The sequence below is a fragment of the Roseobacter weihaiensis genome, assembly GCF_020622345.1.
Taxonomy (GTDB): Bacteria; Pseudomonadota; Alphaproteobacteria; order Rhodobacterales; family Rhodobacteraceae; genus Roseobacter; species Roseobacter weihaiensis.
The window spans coordinates 37,343-61,051 of sequence record NZ_JACNMO010000006.1; the positions used below are offsets into that span (position 1 = coordinate 37,343).

At 60.0% G+C, this 23,709-nt stretch carries 23 protein-coding genes; 10 read left to right on the forward strand and 13 right to left on the reverse strand.

The window, feature by feature from the left end; genetic code table 11:
* Nucleotides 1–8: 8 nt before the first annotated feature.
* Together H7847_RS08680 and H7847_RS08685 are read right to left on the reverse strand one after the other, a co-directional pair.
* Nucleotides 9–368 carry a flagellar biosynthesis protein FlgN gene (locus H7847_RS08680; RefSeq protein WP_227269055.1) on the reverse strand — a complete coding sequence of 120 codons (360 nt, stop codon included), beginning with the start codon at nucleotides 366–368 and terminating at the stop codon, nucleotides 9–11.
* Complete coding sequence (locus tag H7847_RS08685) at nucleotides 361–639, reverse strand: rod-binding protein (RefSeq protein ID WP_227269056.1); 279 nt, start codon at nucleotides 637–639, stop codon at nucleotides 361–363. Before H7847_RS08685 ends, H7847_RS08680 begins: the two co-directional genes overlap by 8 nt.
* A 117-nt stretch (nucleotides 640–756) precedes the next feature.
* Between H7847_RS08685 and H7847_RS26990 the strand changes: the two genes are divergently transcribed.
* Nucleotides 757–2,139 (forward strand): flagellar hook-length control protein FliK, encoded by a 1,383-nt coding sequence (locus H7847_RS26990; protein WP_227269058.1) that lies wholly within the window; start codon nucleotides 757–759, stop codon nucleotides 2,137–2,139.
* A gap of 10 nt (nucleotides 2,140–2,149) precedes the next feature.
* Entirely contained in the window at nucleotides 2,150–2,827 is a 678-nt protein-coding gene (locus tag H7847_RS08695) for a flagellar hook capping FlgD N-terminal domain-containing protein (protein WP_227269059.1), read from the forward strand.
* Here H7847_RS08695 and H7847_RS08700 read toward each other — a convergent pair.
* The 5 genes from H7847_RS08700 to H7847_RS08720 are packed head-to-tail and all read right to left on the reverse strand — an operon-like array spanning nucleotide 2,824 to nucleotide 8,148.
* A complete protein-coding gene (locus H7847_RS08700) occupies nucleotides 2,824–4,155 on the reverse strand; it encodes an NAD(P)/FAD-dependent oxidoreductase (RefSeq protein ID WP_227269061.1) in 1,332 nt (443 codons plus the stop codon). The genes H7847_RS08695 and H7847_RS08700 overlap by 4 nt on opposite strands.
* A complete protein-coding gene (locus tag H7847_RS08705; protein WP_227269062.1) occupies nucleotides 4,155–4,970 on the reverse strand; it encodes an ABC transporter permease in 816 nt (271 codons plus the stop codon). Before H7847_RS08705 ends, H7847_RS08700 begins: the two co-directional genes overlap by 1 nt.
* The gene (locus tag H7847_RS08710; RefSeq protein WP_227269064.1) at nucleotides 4,967–5,842 is read right to left on the reverse strand and encodes an ABC transporter permease subunit; all 876 of its coding nucleotides are present in this window, start codon (nucleotides 5,840–5,842) and stop codon (nucleotides 4,967–4,969) included. The genes H7847_RS08705 and H7847_RS08710 overlap by 4 nt, the downstream gene beginning before the upstream one ends.
* Before the next feature lie 37 nt (nucleotides 5,843–5,879).
* Nucleotides 5,880–7,007 carry an ABC transporter ATP-binding protein gene (locus tag H7847_RS08715; RefSeq protein ID WP_227269066.1) on the reverse strand — a complete coding sequence of 376 codons (1,128 nt, stop codon included), beginning with the start codon at nucleotides 7,005–7,007 and terminating at the stop codon, nucleotides 5,880–5,882.
* Between the two features lie 58 nt (nucleotides 7,008–7,065).
* Nucleotides 7,066–8,148, reverse strand: a complete 1,083-nt coding sequence (locus tag H7847_RS08720; RefSeq protein ID WP_227269067.1) for a polyamine ABC transporter substrate-binding protein — start codon at nucleotides 8,146–8,148, stop codon at nucleotides 7,066–7,068.
* A gap of 158 nt (nucleotides 8,149–8,306) precedes the next feature.
* On the opposite strand from H7847_RS08720, the gene H7847_RS08725 reads away from it, so the two are divergent.
* The 7 genes from H7847_RS08725 (at nucleotide 8,307) to H7847_RS08755 (ending at nucleotide 16,296) form a co-directional block, all read left to right on the forward strand.
* Nucleotides 8,307–9,005, forward strand: a complete 699-nt coding sequence (locus tag H7847_RS08725; protein WP_406675982.1) for a GntR family transcriptional regulator — start codon at nucleotides 8,307–8,309, stop codon at nucleotides 9,003–9,005.
* A gap of 70 nt (nucleotides 9,006–9,075) precedes the next feature.
* Nucleotides 9,076–10,473: an aspartate aminotransferase family protein gene (locus tag H7847_RS08730; protein WP_227269070.1), complete on the forward strand. Its 1,398-nt coding sequence runs from the start codon at nucleotides 9,076–9,078 to the stop codon at nucleotides 10,471–10,473.
* 248 nt (nucleotides 10,474–10,721) lie between these two features.
* On the forward strand, nucleotides 10,722–11,822 hold the full coding sequence (locus H7847_RS08735; RefSeq protein ID WP_227269071.1) for an ABC transporter ATP-binding protein: 1,101 nt from the start codon (nucleotides 10,722–10,724) through the stop codon (nucleotides 11,820–11,822).
* Nucleotides 11,823–11,944: 122 nt separating this feature from the next.
* Nucleotides 11,945–13,051 carry an extracellular solute-binding protein gene (locus tag H7847_RS08740; protein WP_227269073.1) on the forward strand — a complete coding sequence of 369 codons (1,107 nt, stop codon included), beginning with the start codon at nucleotides 11,945–11,947 and terminating at the stop codon, nucleotides 13,049–13,051.
* Between the two features lie 71 nt (nucleotides 13,052–13,122).
* Nucleotides 13,123–13,413, forward strand: a complete 291-nt coding sequence (locus tag H7847_RS08745) for a DUF1330 domain-containing protein (RefSeq protein WP_227269075.1) — start codon at nucleotides 13,123–13,125, stop codon at nucleotides 13,411–13,413.
* Entirely contained in the window at nucleotides 13,410–15,113 is a 1,704-nt protein-coding gene (locus H7847_RS08750; RefSeq protein ID WP_227269076.1) for an ABC transporter permease, read from the forward strand. The genes H7847_RS08745 and H7847_RS08750 overlap by 4 nt, the downstream gene beginning before the upstream one ends.
* A gap of 4 nt (nucleotides 15,114–15,117) precedes the next feature.
* Nucleotides 15,118–16,296, forward strand: coding sequence for an ABC transporter permease (locus H7847_RS08755; protein ID WP_227269078.1), 1,179 nt, complete (start codon nucleotides 15,118–15,120; stop codon nucleotides 16,294–16,296).
* Between the two features lie 26 nt (nucleotides 16,297–16,322).
* On the opposite strand, the gene H7847_RS08760 is transcribed toward H7847_RS08755, so the two are convergent.
* A complete protein-coding gene (locus H7847_RS08760) occupies nucleotides 16,323–17,678 on the reverse strand; it encodes a lytic murein transglycosylase (RefSeq protein WP_227269080.1) in 1,356 nt (451 codons plus the stop codon).
* Nucleotides 17,679–17,753: 75 nt separating this feature from the next.
* Nucleotides 17,754–18,467 (reverse strand): helix-turn-helix transcriptional regulator, encoded by a 714-nt coding sequence (locus H7847_RS08765; RefSeq protein WP_227269081.1) that lies wholly within the window; start codon nucleotides 18,465–18,467, stop codon nucleotides 17,754–17,756.
* A gap of 80 nt (nucleotides 18,468–18,547) precedes the next feature.
* Here H7847_RS08765 and H7847_RS08770 point away from each other — a divergent pair, with 80 nt between their 5' ends.
* A complete protein-coding gene (locus H7847_RS08770; protein WP_227269083.1) occupies nucleotides 18,548–19,240 on the forward strand; it encodes a glutathione S-transferase family protein in 693 nt (230 codons plus the stop codon).
* Here H7847_RS08770 and rnr read toward each other — a convergent pair.
* From rnr to dapE, 4 genes are read right to left on the reverse strand one after another with little or no spacing between them, the layout of a single operon-like run.
* Nucleotides 19,237–21,492 (reverse strand): ribonuclease R, encoded by a 2,256-nt coding sequence (rnr, locus tag H7847_RS08775; RefSeq protein ID WP_227269084.1) that lies wholly within the window; start codon nucleotides 21,490–21,492, stop codon nucleotides 19,237–19,239. The two genes, H7847_RS08770 and rnr, sit on opposite strands and share 4 nt — an antisense overlap.
* 6 nt (nucleotides 21,493–21,498) lie before the next feature.
* Nucleotides 21,499–22,098, reverse strand: a complete 600-nt coding sequence (locus H7847_RS08780) for a TIGR04282 family arsenosugar biosynthesis glycosyltransferase (RefSeq protein ID WP_227269086.1) — start codon at nucleotides 22,096–22,098, stop codon at nucleotides 21,499–21,501.
* Nucleotides 22,095–22,511, reverse strand: coding sequence for a GNAT family N-acetyltransferase (locus H7847_RS08785; RefSeq protein ID WP_227269262.1), 417 nt, complete (start codon nucleotides 22,509–22,511; stop codon nucleotides 22,095–22,097). Before H7847_RS08785 ends, H7847_RS08780 begins: the two co-directional genes overlap by 4 nt.
* A gap of 2 nt (nucleotides 22,512–22,513) precedes the next feature.
* Nucleotides 22,514–23,659 (reverse strand): succinyl-diaminopimelate desuccinylase, encoded by a 1,146-nt coding sequence (dapE, locus tag H7847_RS08790; protein ID WP_227269088.1) that lies wholly within the window; start codon nucleotides 23,657–23,659, stop codon nucleotides 22,514–22,516.
* Nucleotides 23,660–23,709 lie beyond the last annotated feature (50 nt).

Below are 23,709 nucleotides of genomic sequence, written 5' to 3' on the forward strand. Positions count from 1 at the left end.
AATTGATCTTAAGCACGCTTCTCGACGGATCCATCTTGCGACAGGTTGATCGACCGCTTTGCACCATTGGAATCATAGGTGTCGAGCGTACTGCGCACACGCCGGAGTGCCGCCAGACGATTCGCCACCGAGCGAATCCCTTGCAGGGCATGATCCAGCAGGTCCTGGTTGCGCTTCAGCTTACCAGTCAAATCCTGAAGCGGTTTGGCTTCGAGCTCTTCAAGAACCGAAAGTTCTTCGATCAATGCCTCTTTTTGTTCGAGCAGACGCCCGATCTTTTCAAGATTTCCGGTCAGCAGTGCCTCGCGCTCCGCGTCCAGAACATCATCAAGCGCATCCACGACATTGCTAAAGTCAGTATTACTCATTGGTTTTCTCCTTTAAAGATTCGAACAAGGCTTCGGCGAGGCCAATCCCACCCGCCTTGACCATCTGCATCGCTTGCTCCTGCACCAGAAAGGAGGAGAACTGGTCCTCCCCCGCGCCGCCGCCGAACTGACTGCTCGTTTTACCCAGACCGGCGGATTTGAGCATCTCTGCAAGAAACCCGGCCTCCATTTTTTCGGCCGCCTCACGCAACGCCTTGTCTTTATTCACAGCGTTGGGAACGGTTGGTCCCACCGGATTAACTTCGCTCATGTCAACTATCTCCAATTGCATGTATTTTTCCTAACCTTGCACCAAACGGGTAAAGAAGCGGTAACCAAGGACTGTCATAGATAGGATCGTAACGCGGAAGAAATCCCGGAGGCTTCAGTGCTTGAAATATCAGTGATCCAATCGCCCACATCCGAGGCTGGCATGCGAAATGCCAAGAGTTCCACGAATGAAAAATCTGCCGCCGAAGCGGATCAGGAATTCGAAAAAGAGTATGAGGCAATAGGCGAAAAAACAGCCCGGGCTGAAAGTGACAAGGCGCCCGATAGTGAATCTGCCAGCCAGGGCGAGGCTGACCAAAGCGCTGAAGAAACAGGGGCGTCGAAGGCAGCTGATGTTGAAACCGAGGCGGCGACAGCCGGGCAAGATCAACCCGATCTGACGCCAGAAGTTTTTCCGGCCGGTGCTGCGCAGGGCGAAAACACGCTCAACAGCACGGACAATAAATCCGCTTTCAGGACCACCACATCAGAAGAGGCATCCGCTGCCCGGCAACCTCAAAGCACTCAAGATGCCTCGCAAGTATCAAAGATCGTGGATGGTGTTGAGCAAGCTTCTGTCAAATCAACACAGGCGGAGAAAACGGCACCTGTCTTGGCAACGAAACCCAGTGTCGAAACGGTGGTATTGACCAAGGCTGCGGCAAATTCCGAAACGATTGACCTGCCGGCATCTCTTTCGGGCGGCAAACCTCCCGAAGCCGGGCAGGACCATGTGACCAATGCAGCGCCTCAGCTGCAAAACGGGACAAAAGCACCTGTTGGCCTACAGAATGCAGACCCGGCCAAGGCTGCCGTAAATGCGGAAACACCGAGAGACCCCGCAGATGATCTGCCGGTAAAAGAAAGCCTGACCCGCAGCGAAAATACACAGCCTGCTGCGACAATAAAACCGGCTCCGGGACAACAGGCACCGCTGATGCAGGTGTTGCAGGCCCAACAGATCAAGCTTGAAGCTGTAAAGGACAAAACCGAAATCTCTGCGGCAAGCTTCGGCGATCTTGACCCGCTCGCGCCTTTGGATGCCCGCAGTGGGCCGCAGGCCGCAGGCGCCACTTTGGCGCAGGCGCTGAACCGCCCTGACACACCGATGATGATCGGACGTCAGATGGCGGAAGCGCTGCAAAAACTGCCGGACCGGCCCGTTGAGATTTCTCTCAATCCGCGGGAGCTTGGGCGTGTTCGAATGAATATCTCGGCAGCCGAAGCGGGCATCACGGTCAACGTGGTCGCCGAGCGCCCTGAGACGCTTGATCTGATGCGCCGAAACATCGACCAACTGACTCGCGAATTTCAGGCCATCGGATATGACAATATCAACTTTTCCTTTGCGGAAGGTCAGACAAGGGGAAACTTTGGAGATGGCGGAAATGATCCGCAACCTGAGACCGCACAAACACATCTCGATCTGACATCGGTGGAGGAGCCCGTTGCGACCGAACGCACAATGACCTCCTCAACTGGCGTAGACATCAGGCTTTAGAGGACCAGACATGGATATTACCAACACGCAAGCAGCCCAGACAACCAGCCAAATTGCGGCCTCGCAAAGCCAGGCAAGCGCAGTTTTATCGTCGGATTTTGAGACCTTTCTGCAAATGCTGACAGCTCAGGCGAAGTATCAGGATCCGCTGGAACCCATCTCTTCGTCGGAATACGCCGCCCAGCTTGCGCAGTTTTCAATGGTGGAACAACAGGTGCTCTCCAATGATCTGCTCACTGCACTAGGCGCCCAAATGACATCGGGCAACATCGGGCAAATCGCGTCGTGGATCGGGCTGGAAGCGCGCACCACAGCACCTGTTCCGTTTGAGGGTGAGCCAATTACGATCCTGCCCACGTCGGCAGCAGGCGCGGATGAAGTATTCCTGATCGCCTATGGGCCCGATGGCGAGGAAGTCCTGCGTGAGCAGATTCCAACCGGAAACGAGCCTTTCGAATGGCAGGGTGTTGCCGACGATGGATCAACATTGCCCAGTGGCAACTACAGCTTTGCCGTCGAGAGCCGCGCCACAGGCCAGACCTTAAGCACGATCCCGGCAGAAACCTACACACGCATTACAGAAGCACGCCGCGCAGGATCCGAGACGGCTTTTGTGCTGTCGGGTGGCTCCATTGTATTCGCATCGGAAATAGCCGGTCTGCGCGAAGCACCCGGGGAGATCAGCTAAACCCTGTCGGCCAGCATTAGTTGGGCATAAAGCGGCGGCATTAGCGCACGCCGGGCCCGGCCAAGGGGAAAACGGGCCAAGGGCGCGCGCATGACAGACGGACACTCTCCTGTCTCGCGACCCAGCGCCAAATCCGCGGCCAGCCTGCCTGCATAGCTCCCCATGGCGACCCCGTTGCCATGGTAACACATCGCAGCCCACACCCCTTTGAGACCCGGAATTTCACCGACAAAGGGGAGCTTTTTTCGCGCAAGGCTGACCATGCCCGACCATGAATTCGGGCTTTCGATATGCGCCCAACGGGGAAACAGGCTTTCAAAGTCCTGGCGCACCTTACGACGGGCAGCAGCCTCTGCCCGTGGCCCGGTCAAAAGCGCACCCCGCATGCCAAACAAAAACCGACCATCCGGCATCAGGCGAAAATAGTGTAGCAGATGGCGCGTGTCATAGCACATCTGATCCGTCGTCCATCCCTGCGCCTCCAGATCTGCTTTGCTCAAGGGGCGCGTTACCAACACCGTTGATTGTCCCGGCATGTAGCGCCCCGCCAGCCAATCGGGCAGGTCCTCTGAGGAATAGCCGTTAGTCGCGACAATGACATGTTCCGCAATAACTGTGCCGGACGGGCCGGTCAGATGATGCAACCCATCCCGGCGGGTCATCCCGGTAACGGGGCTACGCCGAAAGAGCTGGGCCCCCGCAGACCGGGCCGCCTTCACAAGACCCGCAAGATATTTGCGGGGATTGAGGCCAAACCCCAAAGGAACGGTCAGGGCACCAAAGAACGGGCCTCCTTTCATGCCTTGGTCTTCAAGGTCAGATTTTTCGATAATCTGTGGCTCAACGCCGTAGTTTTCGAAGATACGCGCAGCCCTGGCCTGCAAGGTTTTCATGTCTTTCGGGCGATGCGCCAGCTCGGTTTCACCCTGAGAATGGCGATCCACGTCTAGCCGATATCTCCTGATAAGGTTTTCCACGAACAAAACGGCTGACTTTTCAGCCTGGCGGAATGCGATCCGTTCGCCACGCCCAAAGCGCGCATCCAGTTCAGCATCCTCCGCCATACCACCGCCAAGACAGCAGAACCCACCATTGCGCCCCGAAGCACCCCATCCAAAATCCTGTGCCTCCAGCACGGCGACCGAGGCACCGGCCGTGGCCAGATACAAAGCGGCAGACACGCCGGTGAAACCCCCGCCAATGATCGCCACCTGCACCCGCCGGGAACCCTCCAAGACTTCCGTCGGGGGCATCTCGCAGGTCTTATCCCACCAGCAGCCCTTGCGCGGCACGTCTTCATAGGCAAACGCGGCAAAGATGCGCCTCATCAGGTCTGACCGGCGGCGCGTTCTTCTTTCTGCTTGCGCACCATGCTGCGTTTTGACACGAGCGACGCGGTTATGACCCCGACGGTCACGACTGCAATCATGATCGTCGACAACGCGTTGATCTCGGGCGAGACCCCCAGACGGACAGCAGAGAAGATCTTGATCGGGAGCGTTGTTGCTGCAGGGCCCGCGGTAAAAGACGCGATGACCAGATCATCCAGGCTGAGCGTGAAGGCAAGCAACCAGCCTGAAACGACCGCAGGCGCGATAATCGGCAAGGTGACAAGTCGGAAGGCGTCAAAAGCCGAGCAACCCAGATCAAGCGCGGCCTCCTCCAACGAGCGGTCAAATGTCAACAGGCGCGACGAAACCACCACCGAAACAAAGCACATCGAAAAGGTCGTATGCGCCAACACGATGGTCAGAACCCCGCGATCCAGACCGATCCCGATGAAGAGCAGCAACAGCGACAGGCCGGTGATGACTTCGGGCATCACCAGCGGCGCGTAGATCATGCCGGAAAACAGCGTCCGTCCCATGAACCGCCCCCCGCGCACCAGCACGTAAGCCGCCATGGTGCCCAGGACCGTTGCCAGGGTCGAAGACATGATGGCGACTTTGATTGTCACCCAGGCCGCGTCCAGAAAGGCCTCGTTCCGGAGCAGCTCGCCATACCATCTGGTGGAAAACCCGGCCCAGACAGTGACAAGCTGGCTGGCGTTGAAGGAATAGATAATGAGGATCACCATCGGCAGGTAGAGAAAGGCAAACCCCAGCGTCAGCGATGTGACATTGAACCAGCTGAGCCTGCTCATGCGTCCTGCTCCGCCTGTTTTTGCTGGTTGCGCTGAAAGAGCACGATGGGGACGATCAGGATCAGCAGCAGGATCACAGCCACCGCGCTGGCCACCGGCCAATCACGGTTGTTAAAGAACTCCTCCCACAGCACCTTGCCGATCATCAAGGTTTGCGACCCGCCCAAAAGCGAGGGTATCACGAATTCTCCCAGAGCGGGGATAAAGACCAGAAAGCTGCCCGCGATGATGCCGTTCCTGGACAAGGGGATGGTGACCAGCCAAAAGGCTTGAAACCGCGAACAGCCCAGATCTTCGGCGGCCTCAATGAGCGATCCGTCAAGCCTGTCGAGGGCCGCATAGATCGGCAGGATCATGAAGGGCAGATAGGTGTAGACGATGCCGATATAGACCGCGATATTAGTGTTGAGAATGGTCAGAGGCTGCCCGACAATTCCGGTCCAGAGCAGGAACTGGTTCAGGAAACCTTCTTGGCTGAGGATCCCCATCCAGGCGTAAACCCGGATCAGAAAAGACGTCCAGAATGGCAGGATCACAAGCATCATCAGAGTGGGCCGCCATTCCTGCGGCGCGCGGGCCATCCCGTAGGCGATCGGATAGGCCACAAAGAGTGTCAGAACGGTTGAGACCGACGCGATCTGGAGCGAACTCAGATAAGCTTTCCAATAAAGGTCATCCGAGGCGAGGAAGGTGAAGTTTTCAAAGTCCAGCGCGGCAAAGAAAGTCGCCAGACCATCGTCCAGCGTCGGTGTATAGGGCGGGATGGCCAAGGCAATATCGGACAGTGAAATCTTGAAGACGATGGCAAAGGGCACAAGAAACAGTGCCAGCAGCCACGCATAGGGTACCGCAATCAGGACGAGGCGCTGCATTACAGGAGATCCCCCGGTGTGATCTGCGCGTTTGATGTCATTCCGGCAACAACACCCCCGCAGTCGGTGTCCAACTGAGCCAGACCGTGTCTTCCCACGTGTAGCTGCGCCGCGATATGCGCCGGGTATTCGCGGTTTGCGCCTTGATGACCTGCCCGCCGGGGACTTCGACATGATAAGTTGAGAGGTTGCCAAGATAGGCGATATCGAGGATTTTCCCCTGCACCGCGTTGTCGATATCACTTGGTTGCTCAGCGTGGATGGCCACCTTTTCGGGGCGCAATGCCAGATGACAGGGCTGCCCGTCCGCAAAGGGTCGCTCAGAGGCGGCAATCAAAGGCGTTTGCCCCTCCTGCCACTCCACCGCATAGCGCTCGTCACCGATGGCCCGGGCCCTCCCGGATACGATGTTCACTTCACCAATGAAATCAGCGACATAAACACTGTCTGGAGCCTCATAGATTCGTTCGGGCGTGGCCACCTGCATGATACGCCCCTCATCCATCACCGCCACACGGCTGGCAACGGTCATCGCCTCTTCCTGATCGTGGGTCACTATGACAAAGGTGGTGCCGGTTTTCTCCTGGATATCCATCAGCTCGAACTGTGTGGCCTGACGGAGCTTGGCGTCCAGCGCCCCCAGAGGCTCGTCCAGCAGCAGCAGTTTGGGAGCTTTGGCCAGGCTGCGGGCGAGGGCCACGCGCTGGCGCTGACCACCCGAGATCTGATGCGGTTTGCGCCGGGCGAACTTCTCCAGCCGGGTCAGCTTGAGCATCTCGGCGACCCGGTCATCAAGGTCGGCTTTGGGCCTCTTGTCCCGCCGCAGACCGAAGGCGATGTTTTCATAGACACTCAGATGCGGGAACAGGGCATAGGACTGAAACATCATGTTCACGGCCCGTTTGTTGGGCGGTACAGCGGCAATATCCTCCCCTGCCAATTCAATGGCCCCGGCGGTTGGGTCCTCAAAGCCAGCGAGCATCCGCATCATCGTGGTCTTGCCACAGCCAGAGGGTCCCAAAAGCGCAAAGAACTCCCGCTCGAAGATGTCCAATGTCAGGTCATCGATGGCGACGAAACTGCCAAAGCGCTTGGTCACATTGCGGAACCGGATCAGCGGCTTTTCGGCGGGCTCGTCCCACGGGGCGAAAACTGTCTGGGCCAATGGTTTCTTCCCGAAAAAGGAAGGGCGCGGAGAATATCCCCGCGCCCCGGCGTCAGGCTCAGGTGCCCGATTTGATCCGTGTCCAGCTGCGGGTCAGGTTGCGCTGGTCGCGCGGTGCCCAGGTGGTGACGGTATAGAGGTTTTGCAACGCGGCCTCGTCCGGGTAGATCGCGGTATCGCCGATCACATCCTCGACCAGGAATTCCTTGGAGGCCTCGTTGCCATTGGCGTAATAGACGTAATTCGATGCCTCCGCCATGTTCTGCGCATCCATGATGAAGTTCAGGAAGGTATGCGCCGCTTCGGGGTTGGGCGCGTCGGCGGGAATGGCCATCTGGTCGAACCACATCAGCGCGCCCTCGTTCGGGGCGTTATAGACGATCTCGACACCGTTGTCCGCCTCTGCCGCGCGGTCGCGCGCCTGCAGGATGTCACCGGACCAGCCAAAGGCCACGCAGATGTCGCCATTCGCCAGCGCGTTGATGTATTCCGAGCTGTGGAATTTCTGCACATGCGGGCGCACGGCGGACAGCACTTCCTCTGCCCGGGCCAGCGCCTCCTCGTCCTTGGAATCCGGGTCTTCGCCCATATAGGTGAGCGCGGCTGGGATCATCTCGGTCGGGGCGTCGAGGAAATGCACACCACAGGAAGCCAGCTTTTCCATGTTGCCCGGATCAAAGATCAGGCTGAGCGAGGCAATAGGCGCGTCAGCACCAAGGATTTCCTGCACCTTGCCGAGATTCACGCCGATACCGGTCGTGCCCCACATGTAGTTGATCGAATAGGCGTTTCCGGGATCATATTGCGCCGTGCGCTCTTCGATCACGTCCCACATGTTGTCGAGGTTGGGCAATTGCGCCTTGTCCAGCGGCTGGAAAACGCCAGCCTGGATCTGACGGGAGAGGAAAGTGCCGGTGGGGACCACCACGTCATAGCCCGACCCGCCTGCCAACAGCTTGGTTTCCAGCACCTCGTTGCTGTCGAAGACGTCGTAGATCAGCTCAATCCCGGTCTCCTGCTCGAACTTCTCCAGCAGCGCCTCGTCGATATAGTCGGACCAGTTGTACACACGCACTTCGTCAGCGCTGAGCGCCGTCGCTGTCAGCGCCAAGGCAGCGCTGCTCATCATGAGCTTTTTCATTTCATACTCCCGTTGGTACGACCGAGTTCATCCCGGTTCGCCAGATTTTGATCAACTTTTGCCCATTTTGGCAAGATACTTTATGGTTTCACGCAAGATCACCCTGTGCAAGGGATGCTTCCGTGCAGGCAGTCAGAGGGATTTCCACCGCAATGCAGATGCTAAAAAATTCAGCACCACCCGAAGCGGCGAAACCTCCCAAACGCCCGGCCCATCAATCCGTCTACGAGCAGCTCCGCGATCTGATCCTGTTTGGAGAGCTCGCGCCTGGCCAGGCCGTGACGATCCAGGGCATTGCAGATCAGCTGGACGCCGGCATCACCCCGGTGCGGGAAGCGATCCGCAGGCTGACATCGGATGGGGCGCTGAACATGATGGGCAATCGCCGGGTGATTGTCCCCCAGATCACCGAAAGATGCATTGATGAGCTTGATTTCATGCGAAAAACGCTCGAGCCAAAACTTGCGGGACGGGCGGTTGCGCATATTACCGATGCCACGCTGACAAGGCTGCAGGCGCAGGATGCGGCGCTCAATACCGCGATTGCACAGGGTGATATCCGGTCCTATCTGACGCATAACTACAGGTTCCACGCCACCCTTTATGCCTGTGCCGAGGCACCCATCATCACGGCAACCGTCGACAGGCTCTGGCTCCGGTTTGGTCCATCGTTGCGCGTGGTCTGCGGACGCTACGGCACGTTGAACCTGCCCGACAAACACGCCGACCTGCTGGACGCACTGGCGCTGCGGGACGTCAGCGGTGCGGAGAACGCGATGGCGGAAGACGTCCACCAGGGCATGGTGCAAATTCGTGACGCACTCAAGGATACATCGCTGCTGCATCGATTCGATTGACAGCTTATAATTTGATCATATTCTACCGAAGCAATCGCACTCTCGTCATTCGCCAACCCCCGGAGGCCCTATGTCCTTGATTTCCAACCATATGCCGACAGCAGAGCTTCAGGCGCTGGATGCGGCGCATCACATGCACCCCTTTACGGCCAATGACACGCTGGCCAAGCGCGGCGCGCGGGTCATCACGCGGGCGGAAGGTGTCTATCTGACCGACAGCGACGGCAATCAGATCCTCGATGGGATGGCCGGGCTGTGGTGCGTCAACATCGGCTATGGACGTCACGAGATGGCCGAGGCCGCGGCCCGCCAGATGAAGGAACTGCCCTATTACAACACCTTCTTCATGACGACGCATGTGCCGGCAATTGCGCTGGCACAGGAGGTCACCGCGCTGGCACCCGACGGCATGAACCAGATCTTCTTTGCAAGCTCCGGGTCGGAAGCAAATGACACGAATATCCGACTGGTTCGGACCTATTGGACCGAAAAGGGCAAGCCCTCAAAATCCCATATCATCAGCCGCAAGAACGCCTATCACGGCTCCTCGGTCGGGTCCGGCAGTTTGGGAGGCATGGCCCATATGCATGCGCAGGGAGGTCTGCCGATTGAGGGGATCCATCACATCAATCAGCCCGACTGGTGGTCTGAGGGGGGCGAGATGAGCCGCGCTGATTTCGGTGTCGCCCGCGCGCAGGAGCTGGAGGCAAAAATTCTGGAACTGGGCGAGGATAACGTCGCGGCCTTTATCGCAGAGCCGATACAGGGTGCGGGAGGTGTGATCGTACCGCCCGAGACATATTGGCCGGAGATTCAGCGCATCTGTGACAAATACGAGATCCTGCTGATCGCCGATGAGGTGATCTGCGGGTTTGGCCGCACCGGCAACTGGTTTGGCTCGGAAACCATGGGGATCAGGCCGCACATCATGACCATCGCCAAAGGTCTGTCGTCCGGGTACCAGCCGATTGGCGGTTCAATCGTCTGCGACGCTGTGGCCGAAGTGATCGGACACACGGAGTTCAACCACGGATATACCTACTCGGGACATCCCGTGGCGGCCGCGGTTGCGCTTGAGAACCTGCGGATCATGAAAGAGGAAAACATGATCGAGCATGTGCGCAATGTTGCCGCCCCGCATTTGAAAGCGGGTCTGGAAACGCTGGCGGATCATCCGCTGGTGGGCGAGGTGAACGTGGCCGGTATGATGGCCTCACTGCCTCTGACACCGCACAAGGAGAGCCGCGCGACATTCGCGGCGGATCGAGGCACCATCGGCATGATCTGCCGCGACCGCTGTTTTGCCAATAACCTCGTGATGCGTCACGTGGGCGACCGGATGATCGTCTCTCCGCCGCTTATCATGGGGCGTGAAGACATCGACACGCTGGTCAGCAGAGCCTCCAAAGCCCTCGATGAGACCTATGCGGAGGCCAAGCGGCAAGATCTTTTGAAGGCGGCATCCTGAACGACAACAGATTCGGGTGCCCGCCTGAGAACGGCGGTTTAAAAATACGGCTGGTACAGGGAAGATAGCCTGCTGACCCGCGCGTCGGCAGGCTATTTTCCTTTGGTGTGCTGATTTTCAGCAAATTTCTCTGGATATTGCACGATTTGATCGGTGAGAAAGCTAACTGCTTGCACTTCGCCGTCACTGTCGTGTTACCTTAAGCCCAACAAGCGCGGATAACCGCCGGAAAACACGGGGAGCCACAATTGGCCGTAGATAGTGGAAGCGACGCATTCGTCGAATTTGATCGTGTGCAGAAAAGCTACGATGGAGAAAATCTGGTTGTAAAGGACCTCAACCTCTTCATGCCGAAAGGCGAATTTCTCACGATGCTCGGGCCCTCGGGGTCCGGCAAGACCACCTGCCTGATGATGCTGGCGGGATTTGAGACAGCAACACACGGTGATATTCGGCTCGATGGGGAATCCATCAACAACATCCCGCCGCACAAGCGCGGTATTGGCATGGTGTTTCAGAACTACGCCCTCTTTCCCCATATGACCGTGGCCGAGAACCTCTCGTTTCCGCTCGAAGTGCGAAAGATGGGTAAATCCGAGCGTGAGGCAAAGGTAAAGCGCGCGCTCGACATGGTGCAGATGGGCGCGTTTGGCGGGCGGCGACCTGCCCAGCTTTCAGGCGGGCAGCAGCAGCGGATCGCCCTGGCCCGCGCACTTGTGTTCGAGCCCGAGCTGGTGCTCATGGATGAACCCTTGGGGGCGTTGGACAAGCAATTGCGCGAGACCTTGCAGTTCGAGATCACCAAACTGGCCCATAAACTTGGCATCACCGTGGTCTACGTGACCCACGACCAGACAGAAGCGCTCACGATGTCGGACCGGGTGGCCGTGTTCGATGACGGCCGCATCCAGCAGCTCGCCCCACCCGACCAACTTTATGAGCAGCCCGAGAACAGCTTCGTGGCGCAGTTCATTGGCGAAAACAACACGCTTGAAGGCATTGTCAAAGAGATCAAGGGCGATACCTGTGTGGTACAGCTCGACGGGGGGGAGCTGATCGATGCCAAGCCGATCAACGTCTCCGCGGCGGGTGATCGCACCCGCGTGTCGATCCGCCCCGAGCGGGTCGAGTACAACAAGGACCGCCTCAGCCCTGACGCGCATACGCTGAATGCGGAGGTGCTGGAATTCATCTACATGGGTGACATTTTCCGCACCCGCCTGAAAGTCGCGGGCGCGGATGAATTCGTTATCAAGACACGCAACGCCCCCGATGTGGAGCGTTTGCAGCCCGGCCAGACCATCGAGATTGGCTGGCTGCCTGAAGATTGCCGCGCCTTGGACGCCTGACCGTCCGGTGCGTGCGACCTGTCGTGTGCCTTTCCAAGGCGTACGATCCGAAAGAGGCGGTGGCCAAGCCCGTTGTCACTCTCCTCCAAACCAAAACGGGCATATAAATTGGGAGACCATACATGAAACTGACCAAAACGCTTTTGGCTACAACTGCTTTGACAGTCGCCGCGGGCATGGTGTCCGCCGAGACCGAAATGGCTGATGAAATGACGATCGTCAGCTGGGGTGGCGCCTATTCCAACTCGCAGCAGCAAGCCTACCATAATCCCTACATGGAGATGACGGGCGTCAACATCATCAATGACGAATCCTCCGCCGAAGCCGTGGCGAAGCTGCGCGCGATGAACGAGGCCGGCAATATCACTTGGGACGTGGTCGATGTGACTGCGGCAGACTCCATCCGGCTGTGCGATGAGGGTCTCGCCATGGAGATCGATTTCGACGAGGATCTGGCAGCGGCACCCGACGGGACCTCGGCCAGCGACGATTTCGGCGACACCATCATCAACGACTGCGCCATTCCGCTGATCGTTTTCTCGACGACTTTTGGATATCGCACCGATATGGTTGGTGACACGCCGCCCACGACGGTCTGCGATGTTTTCGACACCGAAGCCTACCCCGGCAAACGCAGCCTCGAAAAGCGCCCCATCGGGAACATGGAGTGGGCGCTGCTCTGCGATGGCGTGGCAAAGGACGAAATCTACGATGTGCTGGAGACCCCGGAAGGTCAGGAGCAGGCGCTGGCCAAGCTCGATACGATCAAGGACGATGTGATCTGGTGGTCTGCCGGGGCGGATACACCGCAACTTCTGGCTGATGGTGAGGTCGTCATGGGTTCGACCTACAATGGGCGGCTCTTTTCGGTGATTGAAGAGCAGAACCAGCCCGTCGAGATGCTCTGGGACGGTCAAATGTTCGATCTGGACGTGTTCATCATCCCCGCAGGTCTGCCTGAAGATCGTAAAGCGCGCGCGCTTGATTACGTGAGATTTGCCTCCGACACGCAGCGTTTGGCAGATCAGGCCAAATACATCAGCTACGGTCCGGCGCGCGCTTCTTCCGCACCGTTGGTCAGCACGCATGCGGAACTGGGTATTGATATGGCGCCGCATATGCCAACCGATCCGGCAAATGCCACGAATGTCTTCAATTTCAACTACGAGTTCTGGGCGGATTACCGCGACGACATCGACGCGAAATTCCAGGCCTGGCTGGCGCAATAAGCCCGTATAGGGACTGAAAACCGGGAAGGCCGCGACAGGCGGCCTTCCGCACCAGGACGAAAGGATGGATCATGCCCAAAGGCTACATCATCGCCCATATCACCGTGAACGACCCCGCCGCCTATCAGGAATACATTGATCGGGACACCCCGATCCTGAAGGGTCTTGGCGGCACCTTCGTGGTCAGAGGTGGACAGGCTGAGGTTGTCGAAGGGTCCAGCTTTGAGCGTCATGTGGTGATCGAATTCCCATCTTATGCAGCAGCGCAGGCTGCCTATAACGACCCCGCCTATCAGGAGGTCGCAGATATTCGCCGCCGGACGGCGGACAGCACCATTATTCTCGCCGAGGGCGCCGCATGACCGACAATACCGCTGCAGGACCCGATCAGTTTGACGGCGCGGCCTCCGGCCGCCCCGCCCCCAAAACAGAGACCGCCGACAGCGGGCCGATGCTCGCCGCAGACGGCCGCCCGCTCAAGGCCAGTCTGAACCGCGCCTTACGACGGCAAAAGCTGCGCGCGATGATGCTGATCGCGCCGCTGCTGATCTTTGTCCTTGTGACCTTTATCGCACCGATTGCCGATATGCTGTTTCGGTCGGTGGAAAACCAGATCGTGTCGGAAACGCTACCGCGCACCACGACGGAACTGGCCACCTGGGATGGCGACGCCGGAGAGATCCCGCCCCCCGTCGTGTTTGAAGCCCTCTACAAGGACATCTTTATCGCGCAGGAACGCAAGCTGCACACCCGCCTCGGATCCCGCCTGAACTACGAACTCACCGGCGTCTCATCGCTCTTTCGCAAGTCGGGCCGGAACGTGGACGACATGGGCGAAGTCTACCAGGACCAGTTCGAGGACTTGAACGCGTTCTGGGAGGATGGTGAAAACTGGAACCGGATGATGGCCACGCCAGATTGGCTTGACGACATCACAGCGTGGAGCGAGGACCGCGAAGGGAGCCAACCGCCCTTTGAAATGCGCGAGGAGGTTGCTGCGGTTCTGCCCGAAACCGCCGCGACATTTCAGACCTTTGCCGATTTCGTGCAGTTCGAGGATGAAGACAACCTCGCAAACGAAGACCCCTGGGCCATCGTCTATTCCGCGCTTTACGAAGACCTGCAAAGCGGCGCGGATGTCGCCAGCCTGAGCGGTCCCGGTGCAACCGAGCTGCAGGAGGCCGCCGCCGCGGTGGCGGGGTTTGAAAGCGTCGATTACACGGCGGCTTTCCATGATGTTGACGAGGACTGGCACGACATCGAGGTGTGGCAGACGATCCAGACCTACAGCCCGGATTTCACTTCCGGCTATTTCCTCAATGCCGTCGATATGAAGAAATCGCCCGATGGCCCCGAGATGCGGCCCGAGAACGAACAGCTTCATATCATGCTCTTCATGCGCACGCTCTTCATGTCGCTGGTCATCACCGGAAGCTGTATTCTGCTGGGCTATCCGGTGGCGTGGATTCTCGCGAACCTGCCCGCCCGCACTGCAAACCTGCTGATGATCCTCGTATTGCTACCCTTCTGGACATCGCTTCTGGTGCGCACCTCGGCCTGGAAGGTGATGTTGCAGCAACAGGGCGTCGTGAATGACACGCTGGTCTGGCTGGGCATTGTCGCGGATGACAGTCGATTGGCGCTTATCAACAACCAGACCGGCACGATCATCGCCATGACGCATATCCTGCTGCCCTTCATGATCCTGCCGCTTTACTCGGTGATGAAGACGATACCGCCCAGCTACCTGCGCGCGGCCAAATCGCTGGGGGCCACGAATTGGACAGCCTTCTGGCGGGTCTATTTCCCGCAGTCGGTGCCGGGGATTGGCGCAGGCTCGATCCTCGTGTTCATTCTCTCCATCGGCTACTACATCACGCCCGAAATCGTTGGCGGCACGACAGGCACGTTCATCTCGAACCGGATCGCCTATCATATCTCCAGCTCGCTCAACTGGGGTCTGGCCGCAGCGCTCGGGGCGATTCTGCTGGCCGTCGTGCTGGGGCTCTACTGGGCCTATGACAAGATCGTCGGCATCGACAATGTAAAGCTGGGAGGCTGACGCCATGGTTGCACTCACCCCTGTATCCCGCACAGCCCCTTCGTTTTACGTGCCCGTCGTGGCCACCGCCGGCGCTGTTGCAGGTCTTTTTGTTGGCACAGCGCAGGGCAGTTCCCTCTTGGGTGTTGTGATCGGCGCCCTTGCAATGGCAGCCGTGGCCTTTGTGCTGACGCAAGTCGTCAAAGCCGAAAAACCCGGACGCTGGGCTTTGCTTGCCTTGCTCGCGGCGGTTGGGTTTTTCATGGGTGGCCTGCCCGCCGGGCTCATCGGGGCGGCCTTTGGCTGGTTCTTTGGCTGGTTCAGCTTTTGGCTCTACGAATCGCGCTACCGGCAGCATCTGGTGCCTTACCTGACACCCGGTCAGGTGCTTTGGCACTATGCTTTCCGGGTGATCTGCGGCGCGATCCTCGTGTTTCTCATCACGCCGATCATCGTGGTGATGCCGCTGAGCTTCAATGCGCAGAACTTCTTTACCTTCACGCCGGAGATGCTGCGGTTTGATCCTGCGGGCTATTCGCTCAAGCACTACGAGGACTTCTTTACCAACGCCGACTGGCAGGGGGCCCTGGCAAACTCGATCAAGATTGCGCCTGCGGCGACCTTGCTGTCGGTCACATTTGGGACGCTGGCCGCGATCGGGTTGAGCCAGCCGCATGTGCCCTTTCGCCGGGCGATCATGGCGATCCTGATCTCCCCGATGATCGTGCCGCTGATCATCTCCGCTGCGGGTATGTATTTCTTTTACAGCCGGATCGGCCTGCAAGGAACCTATCTCGGCGTGGTGCTGGCCCATGCCGCCTTGGGCATTCCCTTTGTCATCATCACCGTGACCGCGACACTGGTGGGCTTTGACAATTCGCTGACCCGTGCGGCAGCTAACATGGGCGCAAACCCTGTCACCACGTTCTTTCGGGTGCAGATGCCGCTTATTCTGCCAGGGGTCATCTCGGGCGGGCTTTTTGCCTTTATCACCTCTTTCGACGAGGTGGTCGTGGTGCTCTTTGTCGGCTCGGCCGGGCAGAAAACCCTGCCATGGCAGATGTTCACCGGGCTGCGGGAACAAATCAGCCCGACCATCCTCGCGGTGGCGACCATTCTGGTGATCGTCTCCATCGCACTTCTGACCGTGGTGGAGCTGTTGCGGCGTCGCTCTGAACGCCTGCGCGGGATGAGCCCGGCCTGACCGCCGCGCTCACCCGCCGACAGGTGTCACCGCAGGCGCTGCAATAGCGCCAGCGAGGCATATCCATCCGGCACCAGTCCCCGGTTGCGCTGAAAGGATCTGATCGCATCGATTGTCTTTGGCCCGATGCGCCCGTCTATGCCTTGCGTGCTGAAGCCGGCCTGCGTCAGGCGGCGCTGCAATTCCTGTCGCTCTGCAAAACTCAACGCGCGGTCCCCGGTGGGCCAGCTTGCCCGGATCGGGCTGCCTCCCTTGATCCGGTCGCTCAGATGCCCGACCCCGATCACATAGGCATCGGCGGTGTTGTAGGCTTCAATCGCGGCGAAATTGTCAAATATCATGAAAGCCGCCCCCTGCGCCCCTGCCGGTAGCAGGATCGAGGCGCGCCCATGGTTTGGCACCTTGCGCCCGTTCATGTCCATGATCCCATCCCGCGCCCAGGCGTTGGGGCTCTTTTTGATCGTGCGGTTCGCCTGGGTGTAGTCAAATCCGCGGGGGAGCTGCACCTCAACCCCCCAGGGCTGACCCTTGGTCCAGCCATACCGCTTGAGGTAGGCGGCGGTCGAAGCCAGGGCATCGGTTGGGTCCTCCGACCAGATATCACGCCGCCCGTCGCCGTTGAAATCAACCGCGTAGGCCAGATAAGAGGTCGGGATGAACTGGGTGTGCCCCATTGCCCCGGCCCAGCTTCCCGTCATGTTACGCGGGCTGGTATCGCCGCTTTGCAGAATCTTCAGCGCTGCAAACAACTGCTCTTCAAAGAAAGCGCCGCGCCGTCCTTCATAGGCCAGCGTGGCGAGGGAGCGGACAATGTCATTTGACCCGCGATAGCTGCCGTAGGCGCTTTCCAGTCCCCAGACAGCAACAACAACTTCCTTCTCGACGCCGTAGCGCCGCTCAATCGCTTCGAGCGTTGCCCGATGTCTGGCAAGCGCCGCCTTGCCGTTGGCGATCCGGGTGTCGGAGGCCGCGCTGGACAGGTATTGCCAGATCGTCTTGGTGAACTCCGATTGGTTGCGGTCCCGCCGGATCACATCCGCATCGAAGCTGACCCCGCGAAAGGCGGCATCCAGCGTCGCGGACCGAATGCCCTGACGTTCAGCCCGGCTGCGGAACTCACCGACCCAGCGGTCAAACCCGGCGGCAGAGGTTGCGACCTGCATCGCCTGTTCTGCCTGCCCGGCCAGGGTCGAGGGGCGGGTTTTGGGACGTACCGCCCGGTCAATCGCGGTAACGGTTGCGGATACGTCGATCACGTTTACCGGTGCAACGACTGCCGGTCGAACGACAGGTCTGAGAGATTGCCCCAAAGACTGGGCCACAGTGGTTTGCGCGCCGAAAACCACACCTAAAAAGCTCGCGCCAAAGATCATGCGTTTCATTGAAAGTGTCCTGCTACGATTTTTTATTATTATTGGGAGTGTAGCGCGACTTTGGATTCGGAAAAAGAAGCCTGTCTAGAAATCGCGATCCGCCGCCGATTTCTCCATCTCGGCGCGCAGCCGGGCAAGGTGCTCGCGCAGCATTATCACGCGGCGCGGGCGGAAACTCTCATCGGTAAGCTGAAGGTTGCGCATCCGGTCCAGACGGAAGGTGCGGTAGTCCTGGCGCAGGTGGCACCAGGCCATCAGCACGTTGCTGTTGTCGAGATAAACCAACCCCAGAGGATAGACCCTGCGCCGGGTCTCGGCCTGCTTGGCATCCGTGTAGTCGAAGGCCACCGTAACCTCATCCCAGGTGGCCCTCCGCAGCGCTGCGACATCAATCTCGACGGGCGGCGGTTTACTAAAGCGATGCGCTGTCAGCACCGCATGTTGCAGCCGATGCGCCTGACGGGGCGGCACCCGCGCCTTGATCTTGGCCAGTGCGGAGCGGGCCGCCTGTGCCAGTGCCGGGTCCCCGATCACGGCGACATCGCGCAGACCCAGCACAAGGGCTTCAAGCTCCTCATCCTCGAACGCCAGGGGTGGCAGGGCGGCATCCTCGACCAGCGTGTAGCCGAACCCCGCTTCGCCATCGATCACCGCGCCGATGCTGCGCAGCGCCTCGATGTCGCGATAGATCGTGCGCGGCGACATCTGCATCTCTTCGGCAAGCTGTGCGGCCGTCACCGGCGATGGCAGGTGGCGCAGGGTCTGCATCATCTGGAAAAGGCGGTGCGTTCGGCTCATGAAAGGATCATACCATGTATCGTGACAAAAACTGACAGTATACGCGCCTACCCTGCGACCACTGAAATTGAGGATTTTCCATGATCGACCTTCTGACCTACCCGCCCGCCTTTGGCCTGGCCTCGTCCAGCCCGTTTTGTATCAAGGCGGCCTACCTGTTGAACCTCTCCGGCCAGCAATGGACCCCGGTAGAGACGCTTGATCCGCGCAAAACGCCCCATGGCAAGCTGCCGGTGATCCGGACGGAGGGTCGCATGATTGCCGATAGTGACAATATCAGAGCCTACCTTGAGGAAAACGGCGCTGATTTTGACAAGCACCTCAGCGATCTGGATCGGGCCAATGCCCGCGCCTTCATCCGCATGGCCGAAGAGCACCTCTACTTTCACCTTGTCATGGACCGTTGGGCGGATGACCGGGTTTGGCCGATGGTGCGTGACACCTATTTCAGCAAGATGCCCGCCGGGGTCAGGCATGTTATTGCCGGGGTGATCCGCAAAGGGCTCCTGAAAGGATTGCACTATCAGGGACTCGGGCGTCTGAACACGGATCAAAGATTGGCCCGTATAGAGCCTGATATCGAAGCCATCACCACACGGCTTTGGCAGGGGAAATTCCTCTTTGGCGACCAGCCCAGTGCGGCCGATGCATCGGTGGCACCCATGCTGTCGGCGATAATGGTCACGCCCGGCGACACAAGGCTGAAAGAGATGCTGACGAAAAACGAGGTGCTGACCGGCTATGTTGCCCGCGTCGAGGCCGCCTGCGGCTAGCGTCTGCTGCGTTTGACCTTGCGTTTTACCTTATCCGCCTTGCGCTTGGCTTTCACGTTGCGCCGGCGCGGGGCGCGACCAGCAGGCGAGGGTCGCCCCTGCGCCAGCTTCGTGCCCTCAAGGGCGAGCAGATCGAGGGCGATGCCCCCCGTCACCGGCGCTGCTTCGGCCAGACGAACCGTTGCGCGCTGCCCAAGGCTGATGATCTGCCCGCTATCCGCGCCCATCAGCGTGTTGGCCTCGGCATCAAAGTGAAAGTATTCCCGCCCGATCGCGCGCATCGGTACGAGGCCATCCGCCCCGGTCTCATCCAGCTTCACAAAGATGCCGAACCGGGCGATACCGCTCACACGGCCGGTGAATTCGGTGCCGACCCGTTCGCTCAGATAGGCCGCCAGGTAGCGGTCCGTGGTGTCGCGCTCCGCCACCATGGAGCGGCGTTCGGTGTCAGAGATATGCGTGCCTATCTCGTCCAGGCTGTCGTAATCCTCGGGCCGCAGTCCGTCCTTTCCCCAATCATGTGCGGCGATCAGCGCGCGATGCACAATCAGATCCGCATAGCGGCGGATCGGCGAGGTGAAATGCGCATAGCGCGGCAAAGCCAGCCCGAAATGCCCCAGATTGGTCGGGCTGTAGTAGGCCTGCGTCATCGACCGCAGCGTCGAGATATTGATGAGTTCCGCCTCATCCGTGCCTGCCGCATCATTGAGCAACCGGTTCAGATGCGACGTCTTGAGCACCTGCCCCTTGGCCAGCACATAGCCGCTGGCCTTCGCCGTCTCCCGCAGGGCATCTAGCTTTTCCGGGTTGGGTTCTTCGTGGACGCGGAACAAAAGCGGTGTCTTCTTGGCGATCAGCGTTTCAGCGGCGGCAACATTGGCCAGCACCATGAACTCTTCGATCAGGCGGTGCGCCTCAAGCCGCTCCTTGAACCGCACCGACGTCACGGTCCCGTCGTCGGCAAGCTCGATGCGGCGCTCCGGCAGGTCCAGATCCAGCGGCTGACGGCGCTCACGGGCGGCGGCCAGAGCAGCATAGGCTGCATAAAGCGGCTTCAAAACAGGCTCTAACAGGGGCTCTGTGCGATCATTGGGCTGGCCATCGACGGCGGCTTGCACCTCTTCGTAGTGCAGTGATGCGGGCGACCGCATCAACCCGCGGTGAAAGCTGTGCCCGAGCTTGTTGCCCGCTTTGTCCAGCACCATCCGCACGGCGATACAGGCGCGCGGCACCCCTTCGTGCAGGGAGCACAGATCGCCGGACAACCGGTCCGGCAGCATCGGAACCACCCGGTCGGGAAAGTAGGTGGAGTTGCCGCGTTTGCGCGCTTCACGGTCCAACGGGCTATCCGGTGTGACGTAATGCGCGACATCGGCAATCGCGACCCAGAGCACATGGCCACCGGCGTTTTTCGGGTCCTCATCCGCCTGCGCGTAGCAGGCATCGTCGTGATCCCGCGCATCTGACGGATCGATGGTGATCAGCGGCAGGTCGCGGAGATCCTCGCGCCCTTTCAGCCCGGCCGGTTTGGCCGCATCTGCCTGCGCGATCACATCATCGGGAAAGCTGTCGGGGATGCCGTGCTGGTGGATCGCTATCAACGACACCGCCTTGGGCGCGGACGGATCACCCAGCCGCTGCACAATGCGCGCGCGCGGCAAACCCATGCGCCCTTTGGGGCCTGCCTGCTCCGCCTCCACAAGTTCGCCATCCTTCGCCCCATGGGTGGCCCCGGCGTCCACCTGCCATTCCCTGTCAGCGCCCTTGTCAATCGGCTGGATGCGCCCGCCTGCATCGGTCTTGCGAAAGACACCCAGGACGCGGCGCGGGTTGGTGCCAATGCGACGAATGAGGCGCGCCTCATAGTGATGCGTCTCGTTCTTGACCAGCGTAAGCCGCGCCAGAATGCGGTCTCCCGCCCCCAGCGCAGGATCAGACGCGCGCGGGATCACAAGCACCGAGGGTTCCTTGCCTTCGCCGCGCCACTCCATGGGTTTGGCAAAAAGGTCCCCGTCACTGTCCGGCCCGGTGATCTGCAAGACGCTGACAGGGGGCAGGCGGTCGGGGTCCTGATAGCTTCGCTTGCGCTTTTCCAGGTGGCCCTCGGCTTCAAGTTCCTTCAGCAGGCGTTTCAGGTCGATGCGCGCGGCACCCTTGATACCAAACGCCTTGGCAATGTCACGCTTTGCGGTCAGGGCCGGGTTCTGTTCGATCCAGTCCAGAATATCTGATTTTTGGGGGAGTTTGCTCATACTCCCTCAGGTAGCACGGGGACCCGGTGCCGTCATCGCCAAATCCTCCAAAGTGTCCACATCGCGCAGACTGTCGATATAACTGGGGTGCAAGCCGCCCAGTGACGCAACCGTGTCGGCAAGAGCGTGCTCAGACGACCATCGCACATTGGCAAAGAGCCGGCGGGGCGCGCGCTTGGGATGCTTCAGACCGACAAGCCAGTAGCCTCCATCCGGCGCGGGCCCGAATACAGCCTCTGCAGAACCGAGGGCCCGAAAGGCGCGCAGGATATGAAACGGCTCTATACCGGGGATATCGGCCCCGATGACACAAACAGGCCCCGGCGGCTGATGCCTCAGCATCCGCGCCATGCGATCCCCGAGGTCCCCCCGCCCCTGCGGCAGACGTGGCAGATGGCGCGGCCAGACCCGGCTTTGCAGTCCCGCCACATCCGGCGCAACAGCCAGCACGAGCTGCCAGCGCGGATCATCCAGCCTGCGGATCAGACCAGCGCATTGATGCCGAAACCACCACGCGGCCGGGGTCATACCAATGGCGCGCCCCAAACGGGTCTTGACCCGCCCCGGATGCGGCTCTTTCAGCATCACGACCAGCGTGCGTTTCACAAGGCGCGTTCCATATCCCGGTGGGGGATGCCGGCGTCATCGTAGACGGGTCCCTCTGCCACGAAGCCCAACGCCTCGTAGAACGCCAGCGCCGAGACCTGCGCGCCCAGCCTTGCCCGCGTCACCCCCGGCTGGTTGCGCGCCAACGTCAGCGCGGCACGGATCAAAGCCGCCCCAAGGCCCCTGCCGCGTGCCTCGGATAGCATACAGACGCGTCCGATCTTGGCCACATCGCCCGATACCAGCATGCGCGCGGTGCCGATGGGCTTGTCGTTGTCGCAAACCAGCAGGTGCAGCGCCTCGCCGTCGCGCCCGTCCACCTCCTCTGCCTGAGACACGCCTTGCTCTTCGATGAAGACACGCGCGCGTAAAGCCTGGCAGGTCTCGATTTCATCGGTCTGAACGATCTGCACCGTCACGCAAAGTACTCCGCCAGGATCCGTGCGTAGATCGCCTTGAGTTGCCGGATATGCGCGACCTCCACGTGCTCATCCACCTGATGCATGGATTGGCCCACCAGCCCGAACTCAACCACCGGGCAGTGGTCCTTGATAAAGCGGGCATCCGACGTCCCGCCGGTGGTGCTGAGCACCGGATCAAGGCCCGTTTCGGCCTTGACCGCCGTCGCCACGAGATCAGACAGCGGACCGGGCGGCGTGACAAAGCTTTCGCCGGAGATCTTGATTTTCAGCTCTGTCTTAACGCCGAATTCAGTCTCTACTCTGGCGATTTCCTCTTTGATCCAGGTGGAGAGCGAGGCACCGCTGTGGGCGTCGTTAAAGCGAATGTTCACCGCCGCACTGCAAGCTGCCGGGATCACGTTTGTTGCAGGGTTGCCCGTGTCCATTGTGACAATCGCCAGGGTCGAGGGGTCGAAGTAATCCGTCCCGTCATCCAGCTTGTGGCGCGCCAGACGGTCCATCAGGCGCGCCAAGGCAGGCAGGGGGTTGCACGCCCGATGCGGATAGGCAGAGTGGCCCTGCTTGCCCATCACCCTGATCCACGCGGTCATGGATCCACGTCGCCCGATCTTGATCATCTCGCCCATCTGGTCGGGGCAGGTGGGCTCCCCCACGAGACAAACGCTCATCTGCTCGCCTGTCGCAGCCATATGTGCCAAAAGCGCCGTGGTCCCATCGGTCGCGTCGCCCTCCTCATCCCCCGTAATGGTCAGAATGATCGCCCCCTCGGGCGGCCTGTGCGTCACGAAATCCACCGCCGCCGCCGCAAAAGCCGCAACACCCGATTTCATGTCGGTGGTGCCGCGCCCATACATGATGCCGTCTTTTATCTCTGCCCCAAAGGGCGGCATCGCCCAATCTGCGGCCTGCCCGATGGGCACCACATCGGTGTGACCGTTAAAGCCAAAGGTCCGCGCATGCCCCCGCGGACCCCAGCGGGCAAAGAGGTTGCGAATACCGCCGCGATCCGCCCAGGCACAGTCGAACCCCGCCCCCGACAGCAGGTCGTGCAAGACGTCCAGCGCCCCGTCGTCCGCCGGGGTGACAGAGGCGCAGCGCACCAGCTTTGCGGTCAGGTCAACGGGATCAACGTCAGCCATTGTGTTTTCCTTCGGTCTCGAATGCTCGCTCTCCTTCCTACAGGTGTTCA

Bases quoted from the DNA above. Each gene is read 5' to 3' on its own strand.
- H7847_RS08680 (WP_227269055.1), bottom strand. From the start codon at position 368: ATGAGTAATACTGACTTTAGCAATGTCGTGGATGCGCTTGATGATGTT.
- H7847_RS08685 (WP_227269056.1), bottom strand. From the start codon at position 639: ATGAGCGAAGTTAATCCGGTGGGACCAACCGTTCCCAACGCTGTGAAT.
- H7847_RS08695 (WP_227269059.1), top strand. From the start codon at position 2,150: ATGGATATTACCAACACGCAAGCAGCCCAGACAACCAGCCAAATTGCG.
- H7847_RS08700 (WP_227269061.1), bottom strand. From the start codon at position 4,155: ATGAGGCGCATCTTTGCCGCGTTTGCCTATGAAGACGTGCCGCGCAAG.
- H7847_RS08705 (WP_227269062.1), bottom strand. From the start codon at position 4,970: ATGAGCAGGCTCAGCTGGTTCAATGTCACATCGCTGACGCTGGGGTTT.
- H7847_RS08710 (WP_227269064.1), bottom strand. From the start codon at position 5,842: ATGCAGCGCCTCGTCCTGATTGCGGTACCCTATGCGTGGCTGCTGGCA.
- H7847_RS08720 (WP_227269067.1), bottom strand. From the start codon at position 8,148: ATGAAAAAGCTCATGATGAGCAGCGCTGCCTTGGCGCTGACAGCGACG.
- H7847_RS08725 (WP_406675982.1), top strand. From the start codon at position 8,307: ATGCTAAAAAATTCAGCACCACCCGAAGCGGCGAAACCTCCCAAACGC.
- H7847_RS08730 (WP_227269070.1), top strand. From the start codon at position 9,076: ATGTCCTTGATTTCCAACCATATGCCGACAGCAGAGCTTCAGGCGCTG.
- H7847_RS08740 (WP_227269073.1), top strand. From the start codon at position 11,945: ATGAAACTGACCAAAACGCTTTTGGCTACAACTGCTTTGACAGTCGCC.
- H7847_RS08745 (WP_227269075.1), top strand. From the start codon at position 13,123: ATGCCCAAAGGCTACATCATCGCCCATATCACCGTGAACGACCCCGCC.
- H7847_RS08750 (WP_227269076.1), top strand. From the start codon at position 13,410: ATGACCGACAATACCGCTGCAGGACCCGATCAGTTTGACGGCGCGGCC.
- H7847_RS08755 (WP_227269078.1), top strand. From the start codon at position 15,118: ATGGTTGCACTCACCCCTGTATCCCGCACAGCCCCTTCGTTTTACGTG.
- H7847_RS08760 (WP_227269080.1), bottom strand. From the start codon at position 17,678: ATGAAACGCATGATCTTTGGCGCGAGCTTTTTAGGTGTGGTTTTCGGC.
- H7847_RS08765 (WP_227269081.1), bottom strand. From the start codon at position 18,467: ATGAGCCGAACGCACCGCCTTTTCCAGATGATGCAGACCCTGCGCCAC.
- H7847_RS08770 (WP_227269083.1), top strand. From the start codon at position 18,548: ATGATCGACCTTCTGACCTACCCGCCCGCCTTTGGCCTGGCCTCGTCC.
- rnr (WP_227269084.1), bottom strand. From the start codon at position 21,492: ATGAGCAAACTCCCCCAAAAATCAGATATTCTGGACTGGATCGAACAG.
- dapE (WP_227269088.1), bottom strand. From the start codon at position 23,659: ATGGCTGACGTTGATCCCGTTGACCTGACCGCAAAGCTGGTGCGCTGC.